The sequence below is a fragment of the Nocardia camponoti genome (assembly GCF_014646135.1).
Lineage (GTDB): Bacteria > Actinomycetota > Actinomycetes > Mycobacteriales > Mycobacteriaceae > Nocardia > Nocardia camponoti.
This window is the reverse complement of the sequence record NZ_BMMW01000003.1, coordinates 374,404-393,988: the sequence shown is the minus strand read 5'-3', so window position 1 is coordinate 393,988 and position 19,585 is coordinate 374,404. Positions and strand designations below refer to the sequence as shown.

General features: G+C 64.0%; 21 protein-coding genes. 11 read left to right on the top strand and 10 right to left on the bottom strand.

Annotation, left to right across the window (positions count from 1 at the left end):
• The first annotated feature begins 5 nt into the window (after positions 1-5).
• From IEX78_RS16650 to IEX78_RS16610, 9 genes are all read left to right on the top strand, one after another.
• Positions 6-380, top strand: coding sequence for a DUF742 domain-containing protein (locus tag IEX78_RS16650; protein WP_188829910.1), 375 nt, complete (start codon positions 6-8; stop codon positions 378-380).
• Positions 361-963: a GTP-binding protein gene (locus tag IEX78_RS16645; RefSeq protein WP_188829909.1), complete on the top strand. Its 603-nt coding sequence runs from the start codon at positions 361-363 to the stop codon at positions 961-963. The genes IEX78_RS16650 and IEX78_RS16645 overlap by 20 nt, the downstream gene beginning before the upstream one ends.
• 17 nt (positions 964-980) lie before the next feature.
• Complete coding sequence (locus tag IEX78_RS16640; RefSeq protein ID WP_188829908.1) at positions 981-2,504, top strand: carboxyl transferase domain-containing protein; 1,524 nt, start codon at positions 981-983, stop codon at positions 2,502-2,504.
• Positions 2,505-2,536: 32 nt separating this feature from the next.
• Positions 2,537-3,391 carry an aldo/keto reductase gene (locus IEX78_RS16635; RefSeq protein ID WP_188829907.1) on the top strand — a complete coding sequence of 285 codons (855 nt, stop codon included), beginning with the start codon at positions 2,537-2,539 and terminating at the stop codon, positions 3,389-3,391.
• Positions 3,392-3,443: 52 nt separating this feature from the next.
• Positions 3,444-4,172 carry an enoyl-CoA hydratase gene (locus tag IEX78_RS16630; protein ID WP_188829906.1) on the top strand — a complete coding sequence of 243 codons (729 nt, stop codon included), beginning with the start codon at positions 3,444-3,446 and terminating at the stop codon, positions 4,170-4,172.
• Positions 4,172-5,311, top strand: coding sequence for an MBL fold metallo-hydrolase (locus IEX78_RS16625; RefSeq protein WP_188830248.1), 1,140 nt, complete (start codon positions 4,172-4,174; stop codon positions 5,309-5,311). Before IEX78_RS16630 ends, IEX78_RS16625 begins: the two co-directional genes overlap by 1 nt.
• Before the next feature lie 27 nt (positions 5,312-5,338).
• Positions 5,339-5,635, top strand: a complete 297-nt coding sequence (locus IEX78_RS16620) for an antitoxin (RefSeq protein ID WP_188829905.1) — start codon at positions 5,339-5,341, stop codon at positions 5,633-5,635.
• A gap of 65 nt (positions 5,636-5,700) precedes the next feature.
• Positions 5,701-7,953: an ATP-dependent DNA ligase gene (locus tag IEX78_RS16615; RefSeq protein ID WP_188829904.1), complete on the top strand. Its 2,253-nt coding sequence runs from the start codon at positions 5,701-5,703 to the stop codon at positions 7,951-7,953.
• 41 nt (positions 7,954-7,994) lie between these two features.
• Positions 7,995-8,168 carry an antitoxin gene (locus tag IEX78_RS16610; protein ID WP_188829903.1) on the top strand — a complete coding sequence of 58 codons (174 nt, stop codon included), beginning with the start codon at positions 7,995-7,997 and terminating at the stop codon, positions 8,166-8,168.
• 46 nt (positions 8,169-8,214) lie between these two features.
• On the opposite strand, the gene IEX78_RS16605 is transcribed toward IEX78_RS16610, so the two are convergent.
• The 7 genes from IEX78_RS16605 to IEX78_RS16575 all read right to left on the bottom strand — a co-directional run bounded on the left by IEX78_RS16605 (position 8,215) and on the right by IEX78_RS16575 (position 15,408).
• Positions 8,215-8,853, bottom strand: a complete 639-nt coding sequence (locus IEX78_RS16605; RefSeq protein WP_188829902.1) for a DUF8020 domain-containing protein — start codon at positions 8,851-8,853, stop codon at positions 8,215-8,217.
• Between the two features lie 102 nt (positions 8,854-8,955).
• Positions 8,956-9,633: a DUF1345 domain-containing protein gene (locus IEX78_RS16600; RefSeq protein WP_188829901.1), complete on the bottom strand. Its 678-nt coding sequence runs from the start codon at positions 9,631-9,633 to the stop codon at positions 8,956-8,958.
• A gap of 49 nt (positions 9,634-9,682) precedes the next feature.
• Positions 9,683-10,423, bottom strand: a complete 741-nt coding sequence (locus IEX78_RS16595; protein WP_188829900.1) for a CbiQ family ECF transporter T component — start codon at positions 10,421-10,423, stop codon at positions 9,683-9,685.
• Positions 10,420-12,444 carry an ABC transporter ATP-binding protein gene (locus IEX78_RS16590; RefSeq protein WP_373291603.1) on the bottom strand — a complete coding sequence of 675 codons (2,025 nt, stop codon included), beginning with the start codon at positions 12,442-12,444 and terminating at the stop codon, positions 10,420-10,422. The genes IEX78_RS16595 and IEX78_RS16590 overlap by 4 nt, the downstream gene beginning before the upstream one ends.
• Before the next feature lie 252 nt (positions 12,445-12,696).
• On the bottom strand, positions 12,697-13,479 hold the full coding sequence (locus IEX78_RS16585; RefSeq protein WP_188829899.1) for a metallophosphoesterase: 783 nt from the start codon (positions 13,477-13,479) through the stop codon (positions 12,697-12,699).
• A gap of 147 nt (positions 13,480-13,626) precedes the next feature.
• Positions 13,627-14,394, bottom strand: a complete 768-nt coding sequence (locus tag IEX78_RS16580) for an RluA family pseudouridine synthase (protein ID WP_188829898.1) — start codon at positions 14,392-14,394, stop codon at positions 13,627-13,629.
• Positions 14,395-14,412: 18 nt separating this feature from the next.
• Entirely contained in the window at positions 14,413-15,408 is a 996-nt protein-coding gene (locus IEX78_RS16575; protein ID WP_188829897.1) for an adenylate/guanylate cyclase domain-containing protein, read from the bottom strand.
• A 127-nt stretch (positions 15,409-15,535) separates the two neighbouring features.
• On the opposite strand from IEX78_RS16575, the gene IEX78_RS16570 reads away from it, so the two are divergent.
• Entirely contained in the window at positions 15,536-16,195 is a 660-nt protein-coding gene (locus IEX78_RS16570) for a GAP family protein (protein ID WP_188829896.1), read from the top strand.
• A 101-nt stretch (positions 16,196-16,296) separates the two neighbouring features.
• On the opposite strand, the gene IEX78_RS16565 is transcribed toward IEX78_RS16570, so the two are convergent.
• Both IEX78_RS16565 and IEX78_RS24660 read right to left on the bottom strand, forming a co-directional pair.
• Positions 16,297-17,439 carry a Fic family protein gene (locus IEX78_RS16565; RefSeq protein WP_188829895.1) on the bottom strand — a complete coding sequence of 381 codons (1,143 nt, stop codon included), beginning with the start codon at positions 17,437-17,439 and terminating at the stop codon, positions 16,297-16,299.
• Between the two features lie 126 nt (positions 17,440-17,565).
• A complete protein-coding gene (locus IEX78_RS24660) occupies positions 17,566-18,444 on the bottom strand; it encodes an esterase/lipase family protein (protein ID WP_188829894.1) in 879 nt (292 codons plus the stop codon).
• Positions 18,445-18,537: 93 nt separating this feature from the next.
• On the opposite strand from IEX78_RS24660, the gene IEX78_RS16555 reads away from it, so the two are divergent.
• Complete coding sequence (locus IEX78_RS16555) at positions 18,538-18,822, top strand: hypothetical protein (protein ID WP_188829893.1); 285 nt, start codon at positions 18,538-18,540, stop codon at positions 18,820-18,822.
• Here IEX78_RS16555 and IEX78_RS16550 read toward each other — a convergent pair.
• Positions 18,819-19,481, bottom strand: coding sequence for an 8-oxoguanine DNA glycosylase OGG fold protein (locus tag IEX78_RS16550; RefSeq protein WP_188829892.1), 663 nt, complete (start codon positions 19,479-19,481; stop codon positions 18,819-18,821). The two genes, IEX78_RS16555 and IEX78_RS16550, sit on opposite strands and share 4 nt — an antisense overlap.
• Positions 19,482-19,585: the final 104 nt, after the last annotated feature.

The window sequence follows — 19,585 nt, the reverse complement described above, 5'->3', positions numbered from 1 at the left end:
GTGGGATGGACATAGACGATCACCGCATGGGAAGCGCCGAGCCTAGCCTCGTACGCCCTTACTCCTTGACTGCCGGTCGCACCAGGCCGGCGGTTGAGTTGGCGTTGGAGGCGCTTGTCGCATCGCATCCGGTCGCCATGGAGCGGCAGTACGAACTGAACAACCTCGAGACATCCATCGTTGAGTTGTGCAGGCAATCGCCGTCCGTCGCCGAGATAGCTGCCCAGCTGACTATCCCGATTGGGGTGGCCCGCGTTCTCGTTGCCGACCTCATCGAGGCTGGTCATGTGCGGGTTTCGGCGACTTTGAAAGACGATTCCAGCGACGATGAACGTCGCGAGCTGATCGAAAGGGTTCTCAGTGGACTCCGGCGTATTTGATTCGACGGCGCAGGTCGACACCCGCACGAGCAAGCCGACTTCGGCGAAGATCGTTGTCGCCGGTGGCTTCGGTGTCGGTAAGACGACGTTGGTCGGCGCGGTGTCGGAGATTGTTCCGCTGCGCACCGAAGCGTTGGTGACCAACGCGAGTACCGGCATCGACAACCTCACTGGGATTCCCCAGAAGTCGACCACCACGGTGGCAATGGACTTCGGTCGAATCAGCCTTGCCGACGACCTGGTCTTGTACCTGTTCGGTACGCCAGGTCAGTACCGGTTCTGGTTTATGTGGGACGACCTCATCCGCGGCGCGATTGGCGCGGTTGTGCTTGTCGACACCCGTAGGCTTGAGGACAGCTTCGCGGCTGTCGACTACTTCGAAGCGCGCGGGCTGCCATTCCTGCTCGCGCTCAACGAGTTTGATGACGCGCCGAAGTACCCGCTTGAAGACATCAGGCAGGCACTCGCTGTGTCCGCTGACGTGCCGATCATGTCCATCGACGCGCGTCGTCGGGAGCCTGCGAAGCAGGCGCTCGTTCAGCTCACCGAGTACGCGCTGCGCAAGGTGATGCAGGGCTACTGAGGTAGCATCCTCACCCCATGCGGACCTCGGCCAATGAGCTGATCGAACAACTGCTCGACACCGATTCGTTCGTGAGCTGGGATGGGTCCCCGCTCGATGTTGATCCGTCGCCCGAATACCAGCTTGAGCTGGCGAAAGCCGCACAGCGGTCGGGCACGGACGAGTCGGTTGTCACGGGCGAAGGTCGGCTTCGTGGGCGTCGGGTCGCGATCATCGCGTGCGAGTTCGACTTCCTCGCTGGTTCGATTGGCGTTGCCGCCGCTGAGCGGATCGTGACGGCCGTTGAACGGGCGACCGAACTTGGCCTGCCGCTCATCGCGTCGCCGACTTCGGGTGGCACTCGAATGCAAGAGGGCACGATTGCCTTCGTGCAGATGATCAAGATCGCTGGTGCGGTCGCGATGCACAAGCGGGCGGGTCTGCCGTATCTGGTCTATCTGCGTAACCCGACGATGGGCGGCGTTTTCGCGTCGTGGGGTTCGCTTGGCCACATCACTTTCGCCGAACCTGGTGCGCTGATTGGGTTTCTGGGTCCGCGCGTGTATGAGGCGTTGTACGGCAAGCCCTTTCCCGAAGGCGTGCAGACTGCGGAAAGCCTCTACCGCAACGGTGTCATCGACGGCGTTGTTACGGGGCCGGTGTTTCGTCGCATCGCCCATCGCACGTTGAGTGTCGCGAGCGGTGATGTTGTCGAGCCGCGTGAACCACAGTGGGCAAACATGATTCGTGACGCCCCGAGCTCGACCGAGGAAGTGAGCGCGTGGGATTCGGTTCTCATCTCCCGCTCGCCGAACCGGCCAGGATTGCGTGACCTACTGCGGCACGCAACGCAGCGCGTGCTGCTGAGCGGGACCGGGCAGGGCGAAACTGACCGCACGTGTGTACTCGCGCTCGCCCGGTTCGCTGGGCAGCCGTGCGTGGTTTTCGGCCATGACCGCACTGGCCAAGATGGCGAACAAACAATGGGCCCAGCGGCTTTGCGCGAAGCGCGGCGCGCGATGGCATTGGCGCAGGAACTGCGACTGCCGCTGGTTACCGTGATTGACACCGTCGGTGCCGCGTTGTCGAAGGAAGCGGAAGAACGTGGCCTCGCGCCCGAAATCGCCCGCTGCTTGGCCGATTTGGTGACGTTGGAAACGCCGACGCTGGCGGTATTGCTCGGTCAAGGCACCGGTGGCGGCGCGCTCGCGCTGCTGCCCGCCGATCGCGTGCTCGCCGCCCGGCACGGTTGGCTCGCGCCGCTGCCGCCCGAAGGGGCAAGCGCGATTGTCTACCGTGACACTGCTCACGCCCCGAAACTGGCTGACGCACAGGGCATTAGCTCGGCTGAGTTACTCAACGACGGCATCGTCGACCGCATCATCGACGAAAACCCAGACGCGGCAACTGAACCCGTTGACTTCGCTTTGCGTACTGTTCTCGCCATCGCCGACGAGCTCGCCGACTTACGCGCCGAGACCCCCGACGAACTGCGCGAACGCAGGCACAACCGTTACCGTCGCCTCGGTATCGCCGAGAAACACACCGCCCGCCTTCGTTGACGTGCAGCGTAGACGCTTCTACCGTCGCTTGAGTGACCTTCCGAAGCCAGGCTAGTTCTGTCCCCACCATCGTGCTCAATGACGGGAACGTGATTCCCCAACTGGGGTTCGGCGTGTTCCAGGTGCCCGAGGATCAGGTCGCCGGAGTCGTGTCTACCGCCCTCGAAGTTGGTTACCGCAGCATCGACACCGCATCGATCTACGGCAATGAGAAGGGCGTTGGCGAAGCGGTCCGTTCGTCGGGCATCCCGCGCGACGACTTGTTCATCACGACAAAGCTATGGAACGCCGACCAGGGCTACGACTCAACGCTGCGCGCTTTTGACGCGTCAATGGAACGACTAGGCCTCGATTACCTCGACCTTTACCTCATTCACTGGCCAGTGCCGTCGGCGAACAAATTCGTCGACACCTTCCGCGCGATGCAGGCACTCCAGGCCGACGGCCGGATCGGCTCGATCGGCGTCTCCAACTTCCGCGTGATTGACCTGGAAACGCTCATCGACGCGACCGGCGTCACCCCAACGGTGAATCAGATCGAACTGCACCCCACGCTCGCGCAGCGCGAATTGCGGCAGTACCAGGACAATCACGCCATCGCGACCGAAGCGTGGAGTCCGCTCGGCCAGGGCAAACTCCTCGACAACCCGACGATTGTCGGCGTCGCGCAGCAGACCGGTCGCACGCCGGCCCAGGTCATCATTCGCTGGCATTTGCAGCAGGGCATCATCGTTATCCCGAAGTCGGTGACCCCATCGCGGATCGCCGAGAACTTCGATGTGTTCGATTTCGAACTCACTCCGGCGCAGATGGAAGCGTTGAGCCCCCTCGACAAAGGCGACCGAATCGGCCCCGACCCCTCGGTCTTCAAAGCTGGCCTCGACTAGTTGTCACACTGCTGTGGCAGAGTGAAGGTATCCATTAACCCCGGAGGGACGCATGCTCGGCGTGACGCGTGATGGTGATGTGGTCACCATCGAATTGCAACGGGAAGATCGGCGCAACGCGCTCAACGAAGAGTTGGTCGCCGCGCTGCGCGGGGCCTTGCTCGAAGCGGTCGCCGCGGGTGCGCGCGTCATCGTGCTCACCGGCCGTGGCCCGATCTTCAGTGCGGGTGCCGACCTGTCTGGCGTGTACTCGCAGACCTTCATCGATGGTTTGCTCGACATGCTGCACACCATCGAATCGGTTCCAGTGCCGGTCATTTCGGCCATCAACGGCGGTGCGCTTGGCGCTGGTGTGCAGTTGGCCATCGCGTCGGATCTGCGTGTCATCGAGCCCGATGCCTTCATCGCGGTTCCCGCTGCGAAACTTGGTATCTCCGTTGATGAATGGACCGTTCGGCGCTTGGTTTCGCTGATCGGCGGCGGCCCAGCTCGCACGATTTTGCTTGGCGCTGAATCGGTTTCGGCGCGCGACGCCTACAGCTACGGCTTCGCCAACAAGCTCGGCACGCTCGCCGACGCCCAAGATTGGGCAAAGTCCATCGCCGCGCTCGCCCCGCTTTCGCTGCAAGCCATGAAGCTCATGCTCAACGACGACGACACCCGAACTCCCGGCGGTCCCGAGCTACGCGCGGCGCTCGCCGCCGCATGGCAGAGCGAAGACGCGCAAGAGGGCCGACTGGCTCGCAAGGAAAAGCGTCCAGCCAAGTTCGTGGGTCGATGATGCGGGCCCCGAGTGCGGTGAAGGCGTTGGCGAGCGCACTGGGGCTCGGGGTTCTCGCGCGCGCCGCGTGGGGCCTACCTGGCGCCATCGGCGCGCGTACTTCCGAAATCGAGCCAACGGCGGCGGGCAAGTCGTCGTATCGCGACGGTCGCTTCCACAACACCGAGCCGTCGAGCATGCTCGCCGCCGGCGCTACCGCGTCGCTGCTGTGGTCGGGGCTCACGAAGGGCCGCGCTGGTCGCCCGCCGGGGCCTGTCCCGCTTGTTCGGCCCGAGCCGCCAGAATTGGCCGCCGACCTGGCGGTTACCTGGTACGGCCACGCCAGCGCGCTCGTTGAAGTCGACGGTTTCCGCGTGCTCGCCGACCCCGTCTGGAGCGAACGGGTTTCGCCGTCACCGCTCATCGGCCCTTCGCGGCTGCATCCGGTGCCCGGCACGCTCACCGACATTCCCAAGGTCGACGCGGTCATCATCTCCCACGACCATTACGACCACCTCGATAAAGCAACGGTCGAAGCGCTCGTTCGCAAGCAGCTCGCGCCGTTCGTCGTTCCTGTCGGCATCGGCGCGCACCTGCGTCTGTGGGGTGTGCCGGAAGACCGCATTATCGAACTCGACTGGGGTGGCTCGGTCGTTGTTGGTCGTTCGGCGGGCGCGCACAGCGGCGGTCTCACGATCACCTGCGCTGAGGCACGCCACTTTTCCGGTCGCGGACTTATTCGCAACACCACGCTGTGGGCCTCGTGGGCGCTCGCTGGCCCAACCAAGCGCGTCTATTTCGGTGGCGACACCGGGTACACGAAGGCGTTTTCGCAGGCGGGCGCGGTGCTCGGTCCGTTCGACCTCACGCTGCTACCCATCGGTGCCTATGACCACCGCTGGACTGATGTGCACATGAATCCTGAGGAAGCGGTGCGCGCCCACGCCGACCTGAACCTTGGCGATCCGAGCTACGGCGTCTTCGTGCCGATTCACTGGGCCACCTTTAACCTCGCGTTCCACGAATGGGGCGAACCGGTCGATCGGCTGGTCGCGGCAGCCGATGCGGCTGGCACCCAGGTGGTCGTTCCCAAGCCGGGACAGCGCGTCGTTCCGAATGACCTTCCACCACGGGTTTCGTGGTGGAAAAATGTGGAGTGACGGCCACAACGCGAAAGGACCTCGCAGATGAGCTTCGTTGATAACTTGAAGGGCTTGTTCGACAAGGGCAAGGAAACGGTAGAGCAGAACGCCGACAAGATCACTGGCGCGGTCGACAAGGCTGGCGACTTCATCGACGAGAAGACCAAGGGCAAGTACAGCGACAAGATTGGTAAGGCCACCGAGGCTGCCAAGAAGGCCGTGCCAACCGACCCCCGCTCCGCAGGTGCGAGCGGCACTGCCACTCCGCCGCCCGCGCCGAAGCCGGCAACGCCGCCGACTCCGCCTAACAACCCGCCGACCACTCCTGGTTCGCCTGCCTGATTCAGTACGGGGGTCGTCGCTGGTCAGGCTGCGATCCCCGCGACTGAGTCGCGCAATCGGCCGCGATGGTCGCCGAGGAGTTCGCGGGAGCACCGGGTCAACCCGACATCGAGGTCGAGCTCAGCAACCTCGATAAAGTCCTTTACCCCGAGACAGGCACCACCAAAGGCGCGGTCATCGCCTATTACGCGGCCATCGCGCCCGCGATGCTGCCGCATATCGCCGGGCGGCCTGCCACCCGCAAGCGCTGGCCGAATGGGGTCGATCACCCCGATTTCTTTGAGAAAAATCTGCCAGCAAGTGCGCCGCAATGGATTCATCGCGTCGCCGTGCAGCATTCCAATCGCGAGGTTGTTTATCCCGTTTTCGATTCGCAGGCTGGGCTCGCGTGGCTTGGCCAGCAGGCCGCGCTGGAAATTCACGTGCCGCAGTGGCGTTTCGTTGACGACGAACGTGGTCCGGCAACGCGCATCGTGTTCGACCTCGACCCTGGGCCGGGCGCTGGACTAGTCGAGTGTGCGCGGGTGGCGCTCGCCGTGCGCGACATGGTCGCTGAGATTGGTTTGCGCGCCTACCCAGTTACCAGCGGCAGCAAGGGAATTCACGTCTACGTGCCGCTGGAACGCGAGGTTGATTCGGCGGGCGCGTCGACGGTCGCCAAGCAGGTAGCGAAGAACTTGCAGCAGCTGCATCCGGAACTGGTCACGGCGACAATGGCAAAGACCGCGCGCGTCGACAAGGTCTTTCTCGACTGGAGTCAAAACAACGCGGCCAAAACCACGATCGCGCCCTATTCGATGCGCGGTCGTCCGCACCCGATGGCTGCCGCACCTCGGACGTGGGCCGAGATCGAAGACGCGAAAGCATTGCGCCAGTTGACATTTGAACAGGTGCTGGCCCGGTTCGCGCAAGACGGCGACCTGCTTGCCGGGCTCGACCCGCCCCTTCGCCCCGATCCGCTCACGAAATACCGGAGCATGCGCGACCCGGCTCGGACGCCCGAACCGGTCCCGGCAACCCCGCCACGCACGGGTTCCGACGACCAGTTCGTCGTCCAGGAACACCACGCGCGCCGCCTGCACTTCGACGTGCGCCTCGAACATGACGGCACCCTCGCCTCGTGGGCTGTGCCAAAGGGGCCGCCAACCGATCCGAAACACAATCGCCTGGCTGTGCGTACCGAAGATCACCCGCTCGAATACCTCGACTTTCACGGGACCATCCCGAAAGGCGAGTACGGCGCTGGCGCGATGACCATCTGGGATCGCGGCACGTACACGCCGGAGAAATGGCGCGATGACGAGGTGATTGTCGACTTCGACGGTGACAAATTGCACGGCAGGTACGCGTTCATTCGAACCAAGGGCGACCAGTGGCTCATGCACAAAATGCGCGATCAGCCTGCCGAACAAAAGCCAGTGGAAACGGCGTTTCCACGTGGCCTCCGGCCCATGCTGGCCAGCCCCGGCGACGTCGAAGGCTTGCCGAGTGAGGGCTGGAGTTTCGAAACGAAGTGGGACGGCTTCCGCGTGATTGTCGAACTCGACGACGGCGAGCTCACGATTCGCAGCCGCAACGGCAACGTCGTGACCACGCGTTACCCGCGTTTCGCCGCGATCGTCGATGAGCTTGCTGGCCACAATGCTGTCCTCGACGGTGAAGCGGTCGTGCTCAATGCCGACGGGCTGTCCGACATCGCCGCGCTGCAAGCCGACGCTCCCCGCGCGGTGTTCGTCGCCTTCGATCTTCTCTACCTCGACGGCACGTTGCTGCTCGACAAACGCTATTCCGACCGTCGCGTTGTGTTGGAAATGCTTGGCCGACTTGCCCCTTCGCTACACGTCGAACCGCAGTCGCCGGGCCCGGGCAAGCTCGCGATGCGGCTCAGTCGGGATCAGCGGCAAGAAGGTGTCGTTGCGAAGCGGCTCGATTCGCGCTACACGCCGGGCAAACGCAGCCCCAACTGGATCAAGGAACGTAATTGGCGCACAAGAGAAGTCGTCGTTGGCGGCTGGCGTGCCAGCGAGAAGCGGCCATTTAAATCGCTGCTGCTCGGGGTGCGCGAGGGTGACCAGCTGATCTACGTCGGTCGCGTTGGCACTGGTTTCGGGTATGAGCAGCAGGACCGCATCGGGGCAGCGCTGCGTGAATTGGCGCGCCCCACTTCGCCTTTCACCAGCCCAATGACGGCCGACGAGAAACGCGACGCGCACTGGGTCGAACCTGAGCTGGAAGGCATCGTGCGTTTTCAAGCATGGACCGATTCGGGCAGGCTGTGGCATCCGGTCTGGGATGGGGTTACGAAGTGGCCCAAGTGATTCGGTCGGCGCGGACGCTGGATGGTTGCTAGGGTTGCGCTATGGATTTCAAAAACCTTGCGGGTAAAGCGATGGACCTGGCCGCTCAGCACGCGGACAAGGTCGATGGAGTGATCGAGAAGGCAGGCGACGTCGTCGACGAGAAGACCGGCGGCAAGTTCGCTGGTCAGGTCGATGCGGCGCAGGACGCGGCTAAGGGCGCGATCCGTAACTGAGTCACAGAGAACGGCCGACCCACTCGGTTGCGGGTCGGCCGATATCTCAGTTCGTTTTAGGCGCCCACTTCGTGGTTCCGGGCGGCGCGTTGTAAGTGTTGATCAGGTCGAGGCCAGCGATGACCAGGGTGGGGCCGCCCGCGACGAGCGTGCCGATGATGCCGCCAACGGAGGCTCCGGTGATGAGGCCGGGAATCGCGCCAATGCCACCGAACAGAAGCCCAACCGTGAAGCCGATCACCGCGCCAATGCCTGTTCCGATGAAACCGCCGACGGCCGTTGCCAATCCGAACGTCGACGAGAAGTTGCTTTGTGCTGAGAGGTTTTCGGCAGGCGAAGCGACCGGCGTGGCGTTCGGGACGGCCTTCGCGACATCCTTGACCGCGGTGATTTCCAGCACGCTCTTGTCCGCGCGCACCGCGTGCGGCAGCGGATACTCAAAAGTGCCGTCGCGCACGGAAAGTGGCATGGCGATCAGCGCGGCCCCGGACTTGTCGCGGATCTCAACGCCGTCCGGAGTTAATTCGAAAGTCCCATTGACGAGCGTGGTGATGACGGTGTTGCCAACTAGTTCGGCGCGATAGCCGACATCGGGCGTTGTCGGTTCGGCGGCAGCGGTGCCCGTGCCGACAATTACCGCCGCGACGGCCGGGATAGTGGCTGCGGCGAGCTTGCGGAAGATCATCAACTACATTCCCCTTTTTCACCAGGTGACGTGCAGGAAGAAGCATGACGCGACGGCAACCATAGTGGGCTCAAGGGTTTTGCGCGGATGAATGATCAGTAACTACTTGAGGATGTTGATCGCGCGCGAAATCACCATCGCGGTAAGGGCGAGCGAAATGATCGCTTGCGCCATCATCATCATCTTGCACCAGCGCGAAAGTGGTAAGACGTCAGCGGGCGCGAACGACGCCGCGTTGGTGAACGACAGGTACAGGTAGTCGAAGTACTCGGGTCGCCAATCCTTGGAAACCAGTTTGTTTTGTGGGTCCTGCATTTGTGGAAAGAGGAAGTCGGGTTCTGGCTCAATGCCATTGGCGCGTGCTGCCGGGCCGCCACGGTCGAACTCCCAGTACCAGAGGGAGAAGGCGAGCACATTCGTCGCCCAAATCATCGCGCCAGAGCCAAGCAGCACACTCGCGGATTTGTCGGCGGTGCCCGCGACGATGGTGTCGATTAATCGGACGGTCGAGACGATCGTCGCGATGGTGATCACGCCAGCGAGCACGAGGCTCAGGCCGCGCACCCACGGTTCAGCCCGGCTTAAGCGGCTCGGGTTGGCGATCATCAAGATCACCAAGCACGCTGCTTCGAGTAGCGGCAAAATCCATGCTGGTTGCGGCAGGAGTTTGCCGGGCAGTAGCCACTGGAAGGCGATCACGACGACGATGGCGCTGCCTGCGGCTAGTCGCGACTCACCTTCGGTGGGTTGCCGCCACGCGGGGACGGTGGTGTGGCTCACGTGGGACAGTATCGCCCGTCGAGCTGTGCGAACGCGGCAACGGCGCGAGCTAGGTCAGCAGGCCAAGCGCGACACCGCCCACGCACACCGCGGCGACAACGAGCAACGCCACAGCATCACGCCCGGACGGCCGCGACGGGTGCGCGGTGAGCATCCCAGTGCCGCCGCGCGCGGTGATGGCCTCGCCGAGTTCACCCGCACGACGACTCGCGACGGCCATGCACGCGGTGAGAATGTCGATGAGTCCGTTGTTGTCAGCCGCGCGCTGCGCGAAGGTGCCCTTCGGCCGCAGCTTGCGAGCGGCACGCAACACGCGAATCTCGTCGAGCAGCAACGGAAGGCCGCGCAGCGTGAGCGCGACGACGACGGCCCATTCCTCAACGGGCAGGCCAAGTTTGCGCAGCGGTTTGCCGAGTGTCGCGAGTGCGGGCGCGATCTCGCCCATCGGGGTAGTGAGCGCGATGACCAGTGACGCGACAACTAAGACGAGCCCGAAAACGAAAATCTGCGTGTAGCCGAGGACTGCTTTCAGCCCGACCGGCACGTTGATCAGCGCGCCGACGACGACAAGCGCCCAAAACGCCAGCGGCAAGCGGGGGAGCGCGCCGAGTGGAATCCGCCCGATCAGCCACACCACCGCGAGAAACGCGGTGACCAGACCGAGCACCCACCAACCGGGAAAGAACATCAGCAACAGACTCAGCGCGAACGCCGCGATCATTTTCGTGCCAGCCCACAGTCGATGGATCGGCGAGTCGACCGGCACTTCGCGCAACAACACCATGCTCATCGCAGCGACTCACTTTCGCGCAGGTTGGTCTCGATGAAGCCGCCGGTTAGCACGACCGTGCGATCGCATAACGCGGTCACGTCGCCAACGTCGTGGGAAATGATGATGAGCGTCCAGCCCGAATCTCTAAGGCGCGCAAGCAGTTCGACCACTTCCGCGCGACCGTGCGGGTCGAGTCCGGCGAGCGGTTCGTCAAGGACGACAACCTGCGGCGCACTCGCGACCATCGCGGCGAGCACGACCCGCTTGGCTTGGCCGCCGCTGAGTTCCTCGATCGACCGGGCGGCGAATCGGCGATCAAGGCCGACCGCGTCGAGTGCGCGGGCAACTGCCGCTGAGCCGGTCGCGTGACCACCCCAATCCGCGATTTCGGCACCGACCGTTTGTTTTTGGAGTTGCAGGCGCGAATGTTGAAAGGCGAGAGCCACTTTCCCGATTTGGTCCGCGACGGGCTTGCCGCGCAGTTCGCACGTGCCGACGCTGGGCGCGATGAGCCCGGCCATCACCCACGCCAGCGTCGATTTGCCTGAACCGTTGCCGCCGACGATCAGCACGGCTTCGCCGCGATGGACAGTCAGGTCGACGCCGCGCAGCGCGACCGCTTCCCACGGCGTTCCCCGGTTGTACGTGTGCTTGACCCCGCGCAGAGTGAGCAGCGGTTCGGCGGTTGGTCGGCTGCGCTGGGTGTGGCGTGGCTGCGGCCAGCTCGGCAGGTGGTCGACCGTGCGGCCGTTCGCGAGGTGGATCACCCGGTCGGCAGCTGCGGCGTCGGCTTCGTGATGCGTCACCAGGACGACTACGGTGCCGTGGCGACGCGGCAGTTTCGCGAGCAGCGTGACCAGGTCGCGTCGGCCGTCGGGGTCGATCATCGACGTGGCTTCGTCGGCGATCAGGAGCGCGGGTTTGCGGGCGAGCGCGGCGGCGACGGCGAGGCGTTGCTGTTGACCGCCGGACAGCGTCGCGGTTTCGAACGCGCCCATGCCGTCGAGGCCGACTTCGGCGAGCAGGCCGTCGACGTCGACCTCTGCCGCTAGTTCTGCGGACAGGCCCCAAACGACGTCGTCGGCGACCGAAACGCCGAGCGTTTGACTTTCGGGCCGTTGCAACACGAGCGCGGTTCCGCCCGCTTGCCCGAGCCCGGCCGAGCCAGGTCGATCGACGAATCCGCTGGTCGGTGGGAGGCCAGCGAGGATGCGGGTGAGCGTGGATTTGCCTGACCCGTTGTGGCCGACGGCAGCGACGAATTCGCCCGGGTTGATGACCAGGTTGATGTCGGCGAGCGCGTCGACGTCGGTGCCCAGGTAGCGGTAACCAACATCGTGCAGGCGAACGGGCAGCGGGTCGACCGGGCGGTCGTCGGTCGGCGCGTCGAGTCGGTCGCTGCCGGGCAACCACGCGAGCCGGTCGAGGACAGTGCCGAGGATGAACCACGAAATCACCGCGCTGACCAGCACCCCAAGCGCGACGATGCTGCCCAAATACAGCCACCACCAGCGCAACAGCGTGACGGTGAGGTAATTGGCGAAGTCGCCGAGCGGCGCGAGCAGCGACACCTTCGCCGTCAGGTCTTGAAATCCCTTCGCGGTATTGCGCATCGCTTCGAAGACCAGTTCGCGCGTGTTGGCGAAAACCAACAGCATCCCGATCGAAATCACGGCCCAGCCGAGCCCGGCGACCACCGAAAGGGCGATGACCGTCGGCAGTCCGCGACCGTGTCGTCGAACCCCGCCGATGATGCCGCCCATCGTCGCGGCACTGAGCACGCCGAGCGCAGGCATCAACCCAGCGGCGACGAAGGTGACGAGGAACGCGGCGACGGTGGCGGTCGCGAGCGCGCGCAGGCGGTAGCGATTGGCGAGCAACCCGAGCGGCACGGCGGCGACCAGTTGCAATGCGGCGGCCAACGGGACAAGCGAACCAACGGTGATCAGCCCGACCGTCAGGCCAGCCATCACGGCCCCGGTTGCCAACTCGATGGGGCGCAACGGGCCGCGCAAGGGGGCGGTCGGCGATTTCGTCACGCGTCCAGTCTGCCAGGAGTAAAGGCGTATCCCTCGAATCCTCAGTTCATCCTTAATGGGTGAAGGGCGTGCTGACCGGGGGAATGAACTCGCGGGCTCCGCAGCAGCCAGAGCGTTCAGTGGCGCGCGTGGTCGTCAGCGTGTGGGCCCCGGGTGCATCGCCAGTGGTTGAGGTGCGATGCGGAAGAGACCGACGGTCCTTGGCCGGTCCCCTCCGGCACTGATTGAGACATTTTCCACATTGGCGTGTTCCTACGCGAGCGGTGTCGCCAACCAGCCGCCGATCGGAACGGATCGGAAATGGGTTGTGAGCGAATTGGTTTCGTCGATGACGTGCAACGCGACCATCGGGTCCGGCGCGTAGTCCATGACCTTCGTCGGCGGTTCGACCTCCCAAACTCCGCCCAAAACCGACGCGGTGCTCGGGCACGTAATCAGCGGTTTGCCGCCGAAGGTCGACGCCGCTGCCGAATGCGCGTGGCCGGTGAGGGTGCCGACGATGCGGTCGTCGGCGGCGATGATGTCGGCCAGCGTTTCCGGCTCAGCTAGGCCAATCACGTCAATGATGGGGCTGTGCAACAACTTTGGCGGGTGATGTAAGGCGAGCAGGATCGGCCCGTCGAGTGTTTCGGCCAGTGCTTCGCGCAACCAGTCGAGGGTGTCGTCGGCCAGGCGTCCGCTCGACTCACCAGGCACCGACGAATCGAGCATCAACACCGTGAGCGGGCCAACCCGGTACGCGCCGTTGATGGGGTCCGTCGACGGCGTCTCGTCGAGCAACGCGGTGCGGAACGCGGCACGGTCATCGTGGTTGCCAGGCAGGAAGTAAACCGGAATATCACCAACCCCGCGCAAGGTTGCTGCGGCTTGGGCGTACTGGGCTGGCTTACCGGAATCGGTGATGTCGCCGGTTACCAGGATGACGTCGGGCTTGCGTCGCAAGCTCGCGAGATAGGTCATCGCGCGCTCGGCGCGTTCGAGGTTGCGGGGCGCTTCGTCGAAGTGGGTGTCGCTGATTTGGGCCGCCAGGATCATCGGCAGTCGCTTCCTGCTCTGGGGATCGCTCCATTGCGTTCAGAGTGTGCCGAGATAACCCGTTGGCACCCCTATAAGGCTAGCTGAGCTGGGCATATCCGTCTCCGTGAGCTGCGTGACGGAGGTGAGCAGACCTTGTGGTTTGTGTCACGATTCATCTTGCGCGGCGCGAGTCAGCAGATCGGCGATCTCGTCGGCGTCGGTGCTGAACGGTTGCCAGAAATCGGCGTCGGGCGTCGCTGACAGGTCAAGAGCCGGGGGAGTGAGCCAGTCGGCGTCGAGACGCAATTTCCACGAATGCAGGTGCGCGCGCGGGAAGGTTTCGGAGCGATCGAAAAGCGGGTCGCCCAGAATTTGGTGACCCGTCCACGCGAGCTGAACGCGCAGCTGGTGGCGTCGGCCGCTCACCGGCGCGAGCGCGACAACGGCGAGGTCACCGCGTCGTCCGACGGTCCGAAACCGCGTCAGCGACGGGTAGTTCTTCGTCGCGAGTAGGTCGTCGTCGTTGACGAACCAGCGGTCGCCTTCGCGGATAATCGCCTCGCGCGGAGCCGCGATGCGCACGCGATTTTTGCGACCAACGCTCAGCGGCAGGTCGAGTTCACCGCGATCGGGCAGGTCGTCAGCACCGGAAACGATCGCCAGATACGCCTTGTTCGCGGTCTGCTTCGCGAACTGTCGGGTGAGTTGCCCGTGGGCTGCTAGGTCGGTCGCGGCGAGGAATAAACCCGACGTCACCTTGTCGATCCGATGCACCGGATAGAGCTTCGTTCCGGCCTCTTCTGCTAGCTGAACAAGGTCGGTGTCGTGCCGTTCGCCGGTCACCGCGATGCCAGCGGGCTTGTTCAACGCGAGCACCGCGTCGTCGGCGTAGACCGTATTGTTCGCGCGCACGGTGTCCCAGGTGATCGTCACCGCAAACACCCTAGGGCCTTAGGCGTAGCGCAATCGATGAGGTCGAAGTCGATTGAAGCCGCGAACGCGCACGCTGCGCAGGTGTCGAATCGCGAATTCCGGGTGGTCGGCGAGCGCGGCGGCAGCGGCGTCGTCGATGAGGACATTGCCTGGGCGCGCGACACCGGTGAGCCGCGCGGCGATGTTGACCACCGACCCGTACAAATCGCCAAGCCGTTGCAGCACCTCGCCGTAGGCGAACGCGACGCGCAGGTCGGGCGTGCCGCCGACGAGCATCGTCGACTCCTGAATCGCCAACGAAATATGCGCTGCGGCTTCGGGGGTTTCGGCGGCGAACATCACTTCGTCGCCGACATTTTTGATCACCCAGCCGCCGTTGTCGGTGATAGCCGACGTTGTTGTCGACTCGAACGCCTCAAGCAGCGTCGCGAGTTCGTCGTGATGCAAATGCCTGGTCAACCGGGTGAAACCGACCATGTCAGCGAATCCGACAGCGAGGTGTCGAAGGGACTCGCCAGGCGCGTCGTTGGGTCCGTCGACCGAGCGCGCGATCGCCGCGTTCAGATGCCGTCGCCACACGTAGATCTGCAACTGCTCGATGCTGGCCATCGTCGAATCGGTCGCGGCTTTGATCCGCTCGTCGAGTGGGATCGCGGGGTCAGCGGCTTCGGCGCGCGCCTTGATTTCGGCGAGCACGAGGTCGGCCTGCCATTCGGCGAGTCGCGCCATGCCCTGACCGATCGTGCGTGACGCTGCCGCCTGCTGCCGCACATCCGACGCGGCAACAACGCGCATGCTGCGGAAATTGGTGACAGCGGTGATGTCGGCCTGCGTGTAGTCCACTTCGTCGTCGGGATTCGCCGGAAAACCCAACGCCGTCCACAGCCGTTGCGAATCGGCTTCGGGCACGCCCGACTGTTCGGCGACCTGGGCGCGCGTGTAGCGCAACGGTCCGCCGAGCAGCGCCGTCTCGGCGTGACGTTGGATGGAATCGGCAACCGACGGATCAGCCATAGCGGAAACTTTACGACCCGCCTGCGTTGTGTCCTTTATGCCCGTTGTTGGTTTAGGGCGGTTCACAACCGCGGTTCATCCGTCTCGTGTGAGGTGGCCGGGTCGCGCACGCGGTTAGCTTCACAATGTGGGCACAGTCATCGGAGATCTTCTGCCGCTCGGTATCGGCGTCGCCATCTCGCCGATCCCCATCATCGCGGCCATTTTGATGGTCTTGTCGAGCAACGCGCGGTCGGCCGCGAAGGGGTTCGCTGGCGGCTGGGTCGCTGGCATCGTGGTGATCACGTTGATCTTCATTTGGATGTCGACGATCCTCGGGACATCGACTGCCAAGGAACCGTCGACGGCGGCATCGTGGTGCAAGATCATCCTCGGGCTCGCGCTGGTTGTGCTCGCGGTGCAGCAGTGGTGGTCGCGTGCCGACGATGCCGAACCGGAGTGGATGGCGACGATCGACAAGCTCACCACCGGCCGCGCTGCCGCGATCGGCTTTCTGCTTTCGGGCATCAACCCCAAGAATCTTTTGTTGTGCGTGACTGCGGGCATCGTGATCGGCTCGGGCGGCGTGAGCGCGGGCGGTGACTTTGTCGCGCTGATCATCTTCACGCTCATCGCGTCCTGCACCGTGCTTGGGGTGGTGATCGGCTACCTGGTCGCCGCCGAAAAACTGGAGCCGACGCTGCACAGCCTGCGTGACTGGTTGCAGGTCAACAACCACTTGGTGATGGCGATCGTGCTCGCGGTGATGGGCGCGTTGGTCTTCGGGCGGGGTATCGGCGGCCTGTAGTCGACCTTGTCGCTCGCCGCCGACCTCCCGAATATCGGCGAATTATCTTCGAGCAGTGGGGATTTGATCGTTGCGAGCCACCCTGACTAGCTGATCGTTGTTTACCCGGTTGAACCGGATTCGGACGCGGAGTTGGCGTTGCTGACGAGCTCGTAGGACGTGCTGCGGCCTCCTTCAGTCGAGCGGCGAAGCAGGCCGAGCGCGACCAGTTCGTTAATGTCTCGCAGCGCCGAATCTTGCGATGTTTTGGTGATAACCGCCCATTTCTTGGTGGTCAACTTGCCGTTGAAACCGTCGAGCAGTCGGTTGATCATCGCCGTTTGCCGAGGAGACAACGCGACCGACCGCCAGGTGCGCCAAAACTCCGCCTTGGCTGTTGTCTTGTCGACAATGGCGTGCGCTGTATCAACCGCGGCAGCCACGGTGTCGAGGAACCATGTCAGCCAGTCGGTGACGTCGAGCCCGCCACGCTGGGTTCGTTCGAGGATCGCGTAGTAGTTCTTCGGGTCGCGTTGAATCTGGGCGGAAAGACTGTAAAAGCGGTGATGCGTGTGTTCGGCCCGAGAAAGCGCAAGATCGCCGATGGCCCGCGCGATGCGGCCGTTGCCGTCGTCGAACGGGTGGAGCGTCACGAACCAAAGGTGGGCGAGCCCGGCCTTTACGAGCCCAGGCTCGGGTGTGTCCGCGTCGAGCCACGCGAGAAACGCCGCGGTCTCCGCCTCAAGTCGATCGGCTGGCGGGGCTTGAAAGTGCACCTTTTGGTGCCCGTACGCGCCGGACACCACCTCCATCGGTCCAGTCTCATCGCGGCGCCACCCAGCGACTGTGATCCGGGAAATACCGGAATAGCCGGTGGGGAACAGTCCGGCATGCCACCCGAAAAGCCGCTCAGCGGTAAGCGGCGACGCGTAGTCGCGCGTGGCATCAAGGATCATCTCGACGACACCGTCAACGCGCCGATCACTCGGGTCTGTCGCACCGATATCCACGCCGAGTCGGCGCGCCACCGAGGAACGCACGGACGCGACATCGAGCAGTTCGCCTTCAATAGCGCTGGTCTTCACGACGTCCGCGGTGAGCACTTCTACGGCCGCGCGGTCCTGGGTTGCTTGCTCAAAACTGCTGAGCCGCCCGTAAAGCCTGCCTTGCTCACGCGCGACCTCAGCGACCCGTTGAGCGATCACATCGGAGTTGTAGGTGAAGTTGGGCCAGTCGGGGCGCTCCCAGATATACATGCCAGCCATGCGGCGATTCTACGCGCGATTCGCCGCAGATTTTGCGGTGAATGTGCAGGCGAATCGCCGGATGAGGTGTCCCGATGTCCTAATTCTTGAGACACATCGCGCTGTTTTGTCCTAAGAATTAGGACATTAGGACACGAGTTGGCTGACAACCCAGGCCGCCGTTAGCGGACTTGAGCGCAAGGTTGAGTGGTCGACGGGGGCGGCGGCTGGGAATTCGTCCTCGTAAAAGACGTTTGTGACGCCCGGTTCGAGGATGAAGGACGACGCTCCCGCTGGGGTCGCGACGCGGTCGTTGCGGGTGGCGAGTACCGCGTAGCGGACGCCTTCGATGGCAAGCGGGCCGTCCATTACCGCGTGATACGCCGGTGAGCCCGGAAGGACCTGCAGCATGCTGGCCATTTTGGGCATCGCCGTGCTTAGGGATGCGCGCAGGCCAGGCACCTGGCGCAGGAGGTCGACCGGCGTGACTGACATTCCGGTGACGCCAGACTGTTCGAGGAAGCCCGTCCCGTCGACGCCGCGCGTTTCCGGCGCGAGCAGCACAACGCTGCGCAGGTTCGCGCCGCCGCCGAGAACCTTCGCGTAGTAGTTCGTGACGAAGCCGCCCGCCGAGTGCGCGACGATGTCGACCTTGGCCGCACCCGTTGCCGCTTTCACCTCTGCGACGTAATCGCCTAGCTGTCGCGCTGAGGTGGGCATGTCGCCGCCCCACCTTCGACCATCCACTACGCCGCCCTGGAACGTGACCGCGCAAAAGCCCGCGCCTCGCAGCGTGGAAAGCATTGTGTCCCACTGCGACTCGGTGTCAGCGACGAGTCCGTCGCCACCGGGCAGCACGATCACCGGATTTGGGTGACTGGCATCGGGTCGGCAGTTGATCGGTTCCGCTACCGGAGCACCGGGCGGCACGGTCGCTGCGGAGCCGGTGTCAGCCAGCGCGGGCGCGACGCTCATCGTGAGCGCGGCAACGACACCAACGATCGCAGTTATGAAGCGGCGCAACATAATTCCCCCTTGAGATGAGTTTGCGGTAAAGCGACCAAGGTTGCCTAGTCGTGTCAAGCCGTTCGGGCGGAGTCGGCGTGATGTACTCCGGCGATGAGTCGACAGCTTTCGTTTCGAGCAAAGGTGTTCGCGGGCATGGTGTTTGGGTTGGCGTGCGGGCTCGCGGCTACCGCCGTGCTCGCCGCATGGTGGTTTGTCGGGCCGGACACCACCAGTTGTTACTACGGCAGCTACGAGCCGCTCGTTGACGACGACTACGTCTCAGAACTGCTGGCCAAAATGCAGCCGACGTGGTGGCTCTGGGTGGGCACGGTTGTCGGACCGGCGGTCGTCGGTGCGACCGCCGGTGCGTTCCTCCCTCGAATCAGCCTGGGCTAGCTGTCGTCGAACGTGCGCTCGAACAGGCGGTATTCCAGCTGGTCGGGGCTGGTTTTGAAGCCCGCTTCCGACAGTTCGGCGGCCCAACGGGTGAGCAGTTCGCAGTAGCGCGCGTAGGTGTCGGGTGGCCAGCTGGTTGTTGGCGACAGCGAGGTCCAGCCGCACTCGTTGTGCAGCGCTGTCGCCACCCGTTGGTCGAGGATCAAGAAGCGGTCGGGGTTGGCGAAGTACAGGTACTTCGTGAAGAATGCTGGCCCCAGCCCCTTGATCGCGCCGAATAGGGTGCGGTAGCCCGTTTCGGGATCTGCGGCATTGGCCGCTTCGACCAGCAGTTTGCCGTTCACTTCGAGATCGTCGAGTACTGCGGCAACCCGGCGCGGATTGCGGAAAACGCGGTTGCCCTCGCCCCACGCGAGCGCCGCCCAAAGGACTTTACGGGCACTCGGGCCGTCGTCGATTCCGTCGGCCGCGATGGCGAAGATAGCCTCACGGTCCAAAGTGCCGCTGGCGTCGAACATTTCGTCTTCAAGCCCAGCGTTGGCGAGCCGTTGCTTCCACCACGAGACCGCGACGCGCAACGGCGTGGAAATCTCTTCGAGCCGCTCGGCATCCTGAATGAGCCAGGTCGGCACATCGAGAGTGGTTGTGTCAGTACGCATATCGAATCCCCCTACCCCTCTGGGAGCATCAAGGCCCCCAACCTTGTAGCACGATTTGCTTGCGAGCCAGACTGTATCGGCACCCACCGACAAGTTTGCTCACG

Coding starts and splice junctions, on each gene's coding strand:
- IEX78_RS16550 (WP_188829892.1), bottom strand. CDS start 19,481: ATGCGTACTGACACAACCACTCTCGATGTGCCGACCTGGCTCATTCAG.
- IEX78_RS16610 (WP_188829903.1), top strand. CDS start 7,995: ATGGATTTCAAAAACCTTGCGGGTAAAGCGATGGACCTGGCCGCTCAG.
- IEX78_RS16565 (WP_188829895.1), bottom strand. CDS start 17,439: ATGGCTGGCATGTATATCTGGGAGCGCCCCGACTGGCCCAACTTCACC.
- IEX78_RS16630 (WP_188829906.1), top strand. CDS start 3,444: ATGCTCGGCGTGACGCGTGATGGTGATGTGGTCACCATCGAATTGCAA.
- IEX78_RS16650 (WP_188829910.1), top strand. CDS start 6: ATGGACATAGACGATCACCGCATGGGAAGCGCCGAGCCTAGCCTCGTA.
- IEX78_RS16575 (WP_188829897.1), bottom strand. CDS start 15,408: ATGGCTGATCCGTCGGTTGCCGATTCCATCCAACGTCACGCCGAGACG.
- IEX78_RS16625 (WP_188830248.1), top strand. CDS start 4,172: ATGCGGGCCCCGAGTGCGGTGAAGGCGTTGGCGAGCGCACTGGGGCTC.
- IEX78_RS16605 (WP_188829902.1), bottom strand. CDS start 8,853: ATGATCTTCCGCAAGCTCGCCGCAGCCACTATCCCGGCCGTCGCGGCG.
- IEX78_RS16585 (WP_188829899.1), bottom strand. CDS start 13,479: ATGATCCTGGCGGCCCAAATCAGCGACACCCACTTCGACGAAGCGCCC.
- IEX78_RS16620 (WP_188829905.1), top strand. CDS start 5,339: ATGAGCTTCGTTGATAACTTGAAGGGCTTGTTCGACAAGGGCAAGGAA.
- IEX78_RS16640 (WP_188829908.1), top strand. CDS start 981: ATGCGGACCTCGGCCAATGAGCTGATCGAACAACTGCTCGACACCGAT.
- IEX78_RS24660 (WP_188829894.1), bottom strand. CDS start 18,444: ATGTTGCGCCGCTTCATAACTGCGATCGTTGGTGTCGTTGCCGCGCTC.
- IEX78_RS16595 (WP_188829900.1), bottom strand. CDS start 10,423: ATGAGCATGGTGTTGTTGCGCGAAGTGCCGGTCGACTCGCCGATCCAT.
- IEX78_RS16555 (WP_188829893.1), top strand. CDS start 18,538: ATGAGTCGACAGCTTTCGTTTCGAGCAAAGGTGTTCGCGGGCATGGTG.
- IEX78_RS16615 (WP_188829904.1), top strand. CDS start 5,701: ATGGTCGCCGAGGAGTTCGCGGGAGCACCGGGTCAACCCGACATCGAG.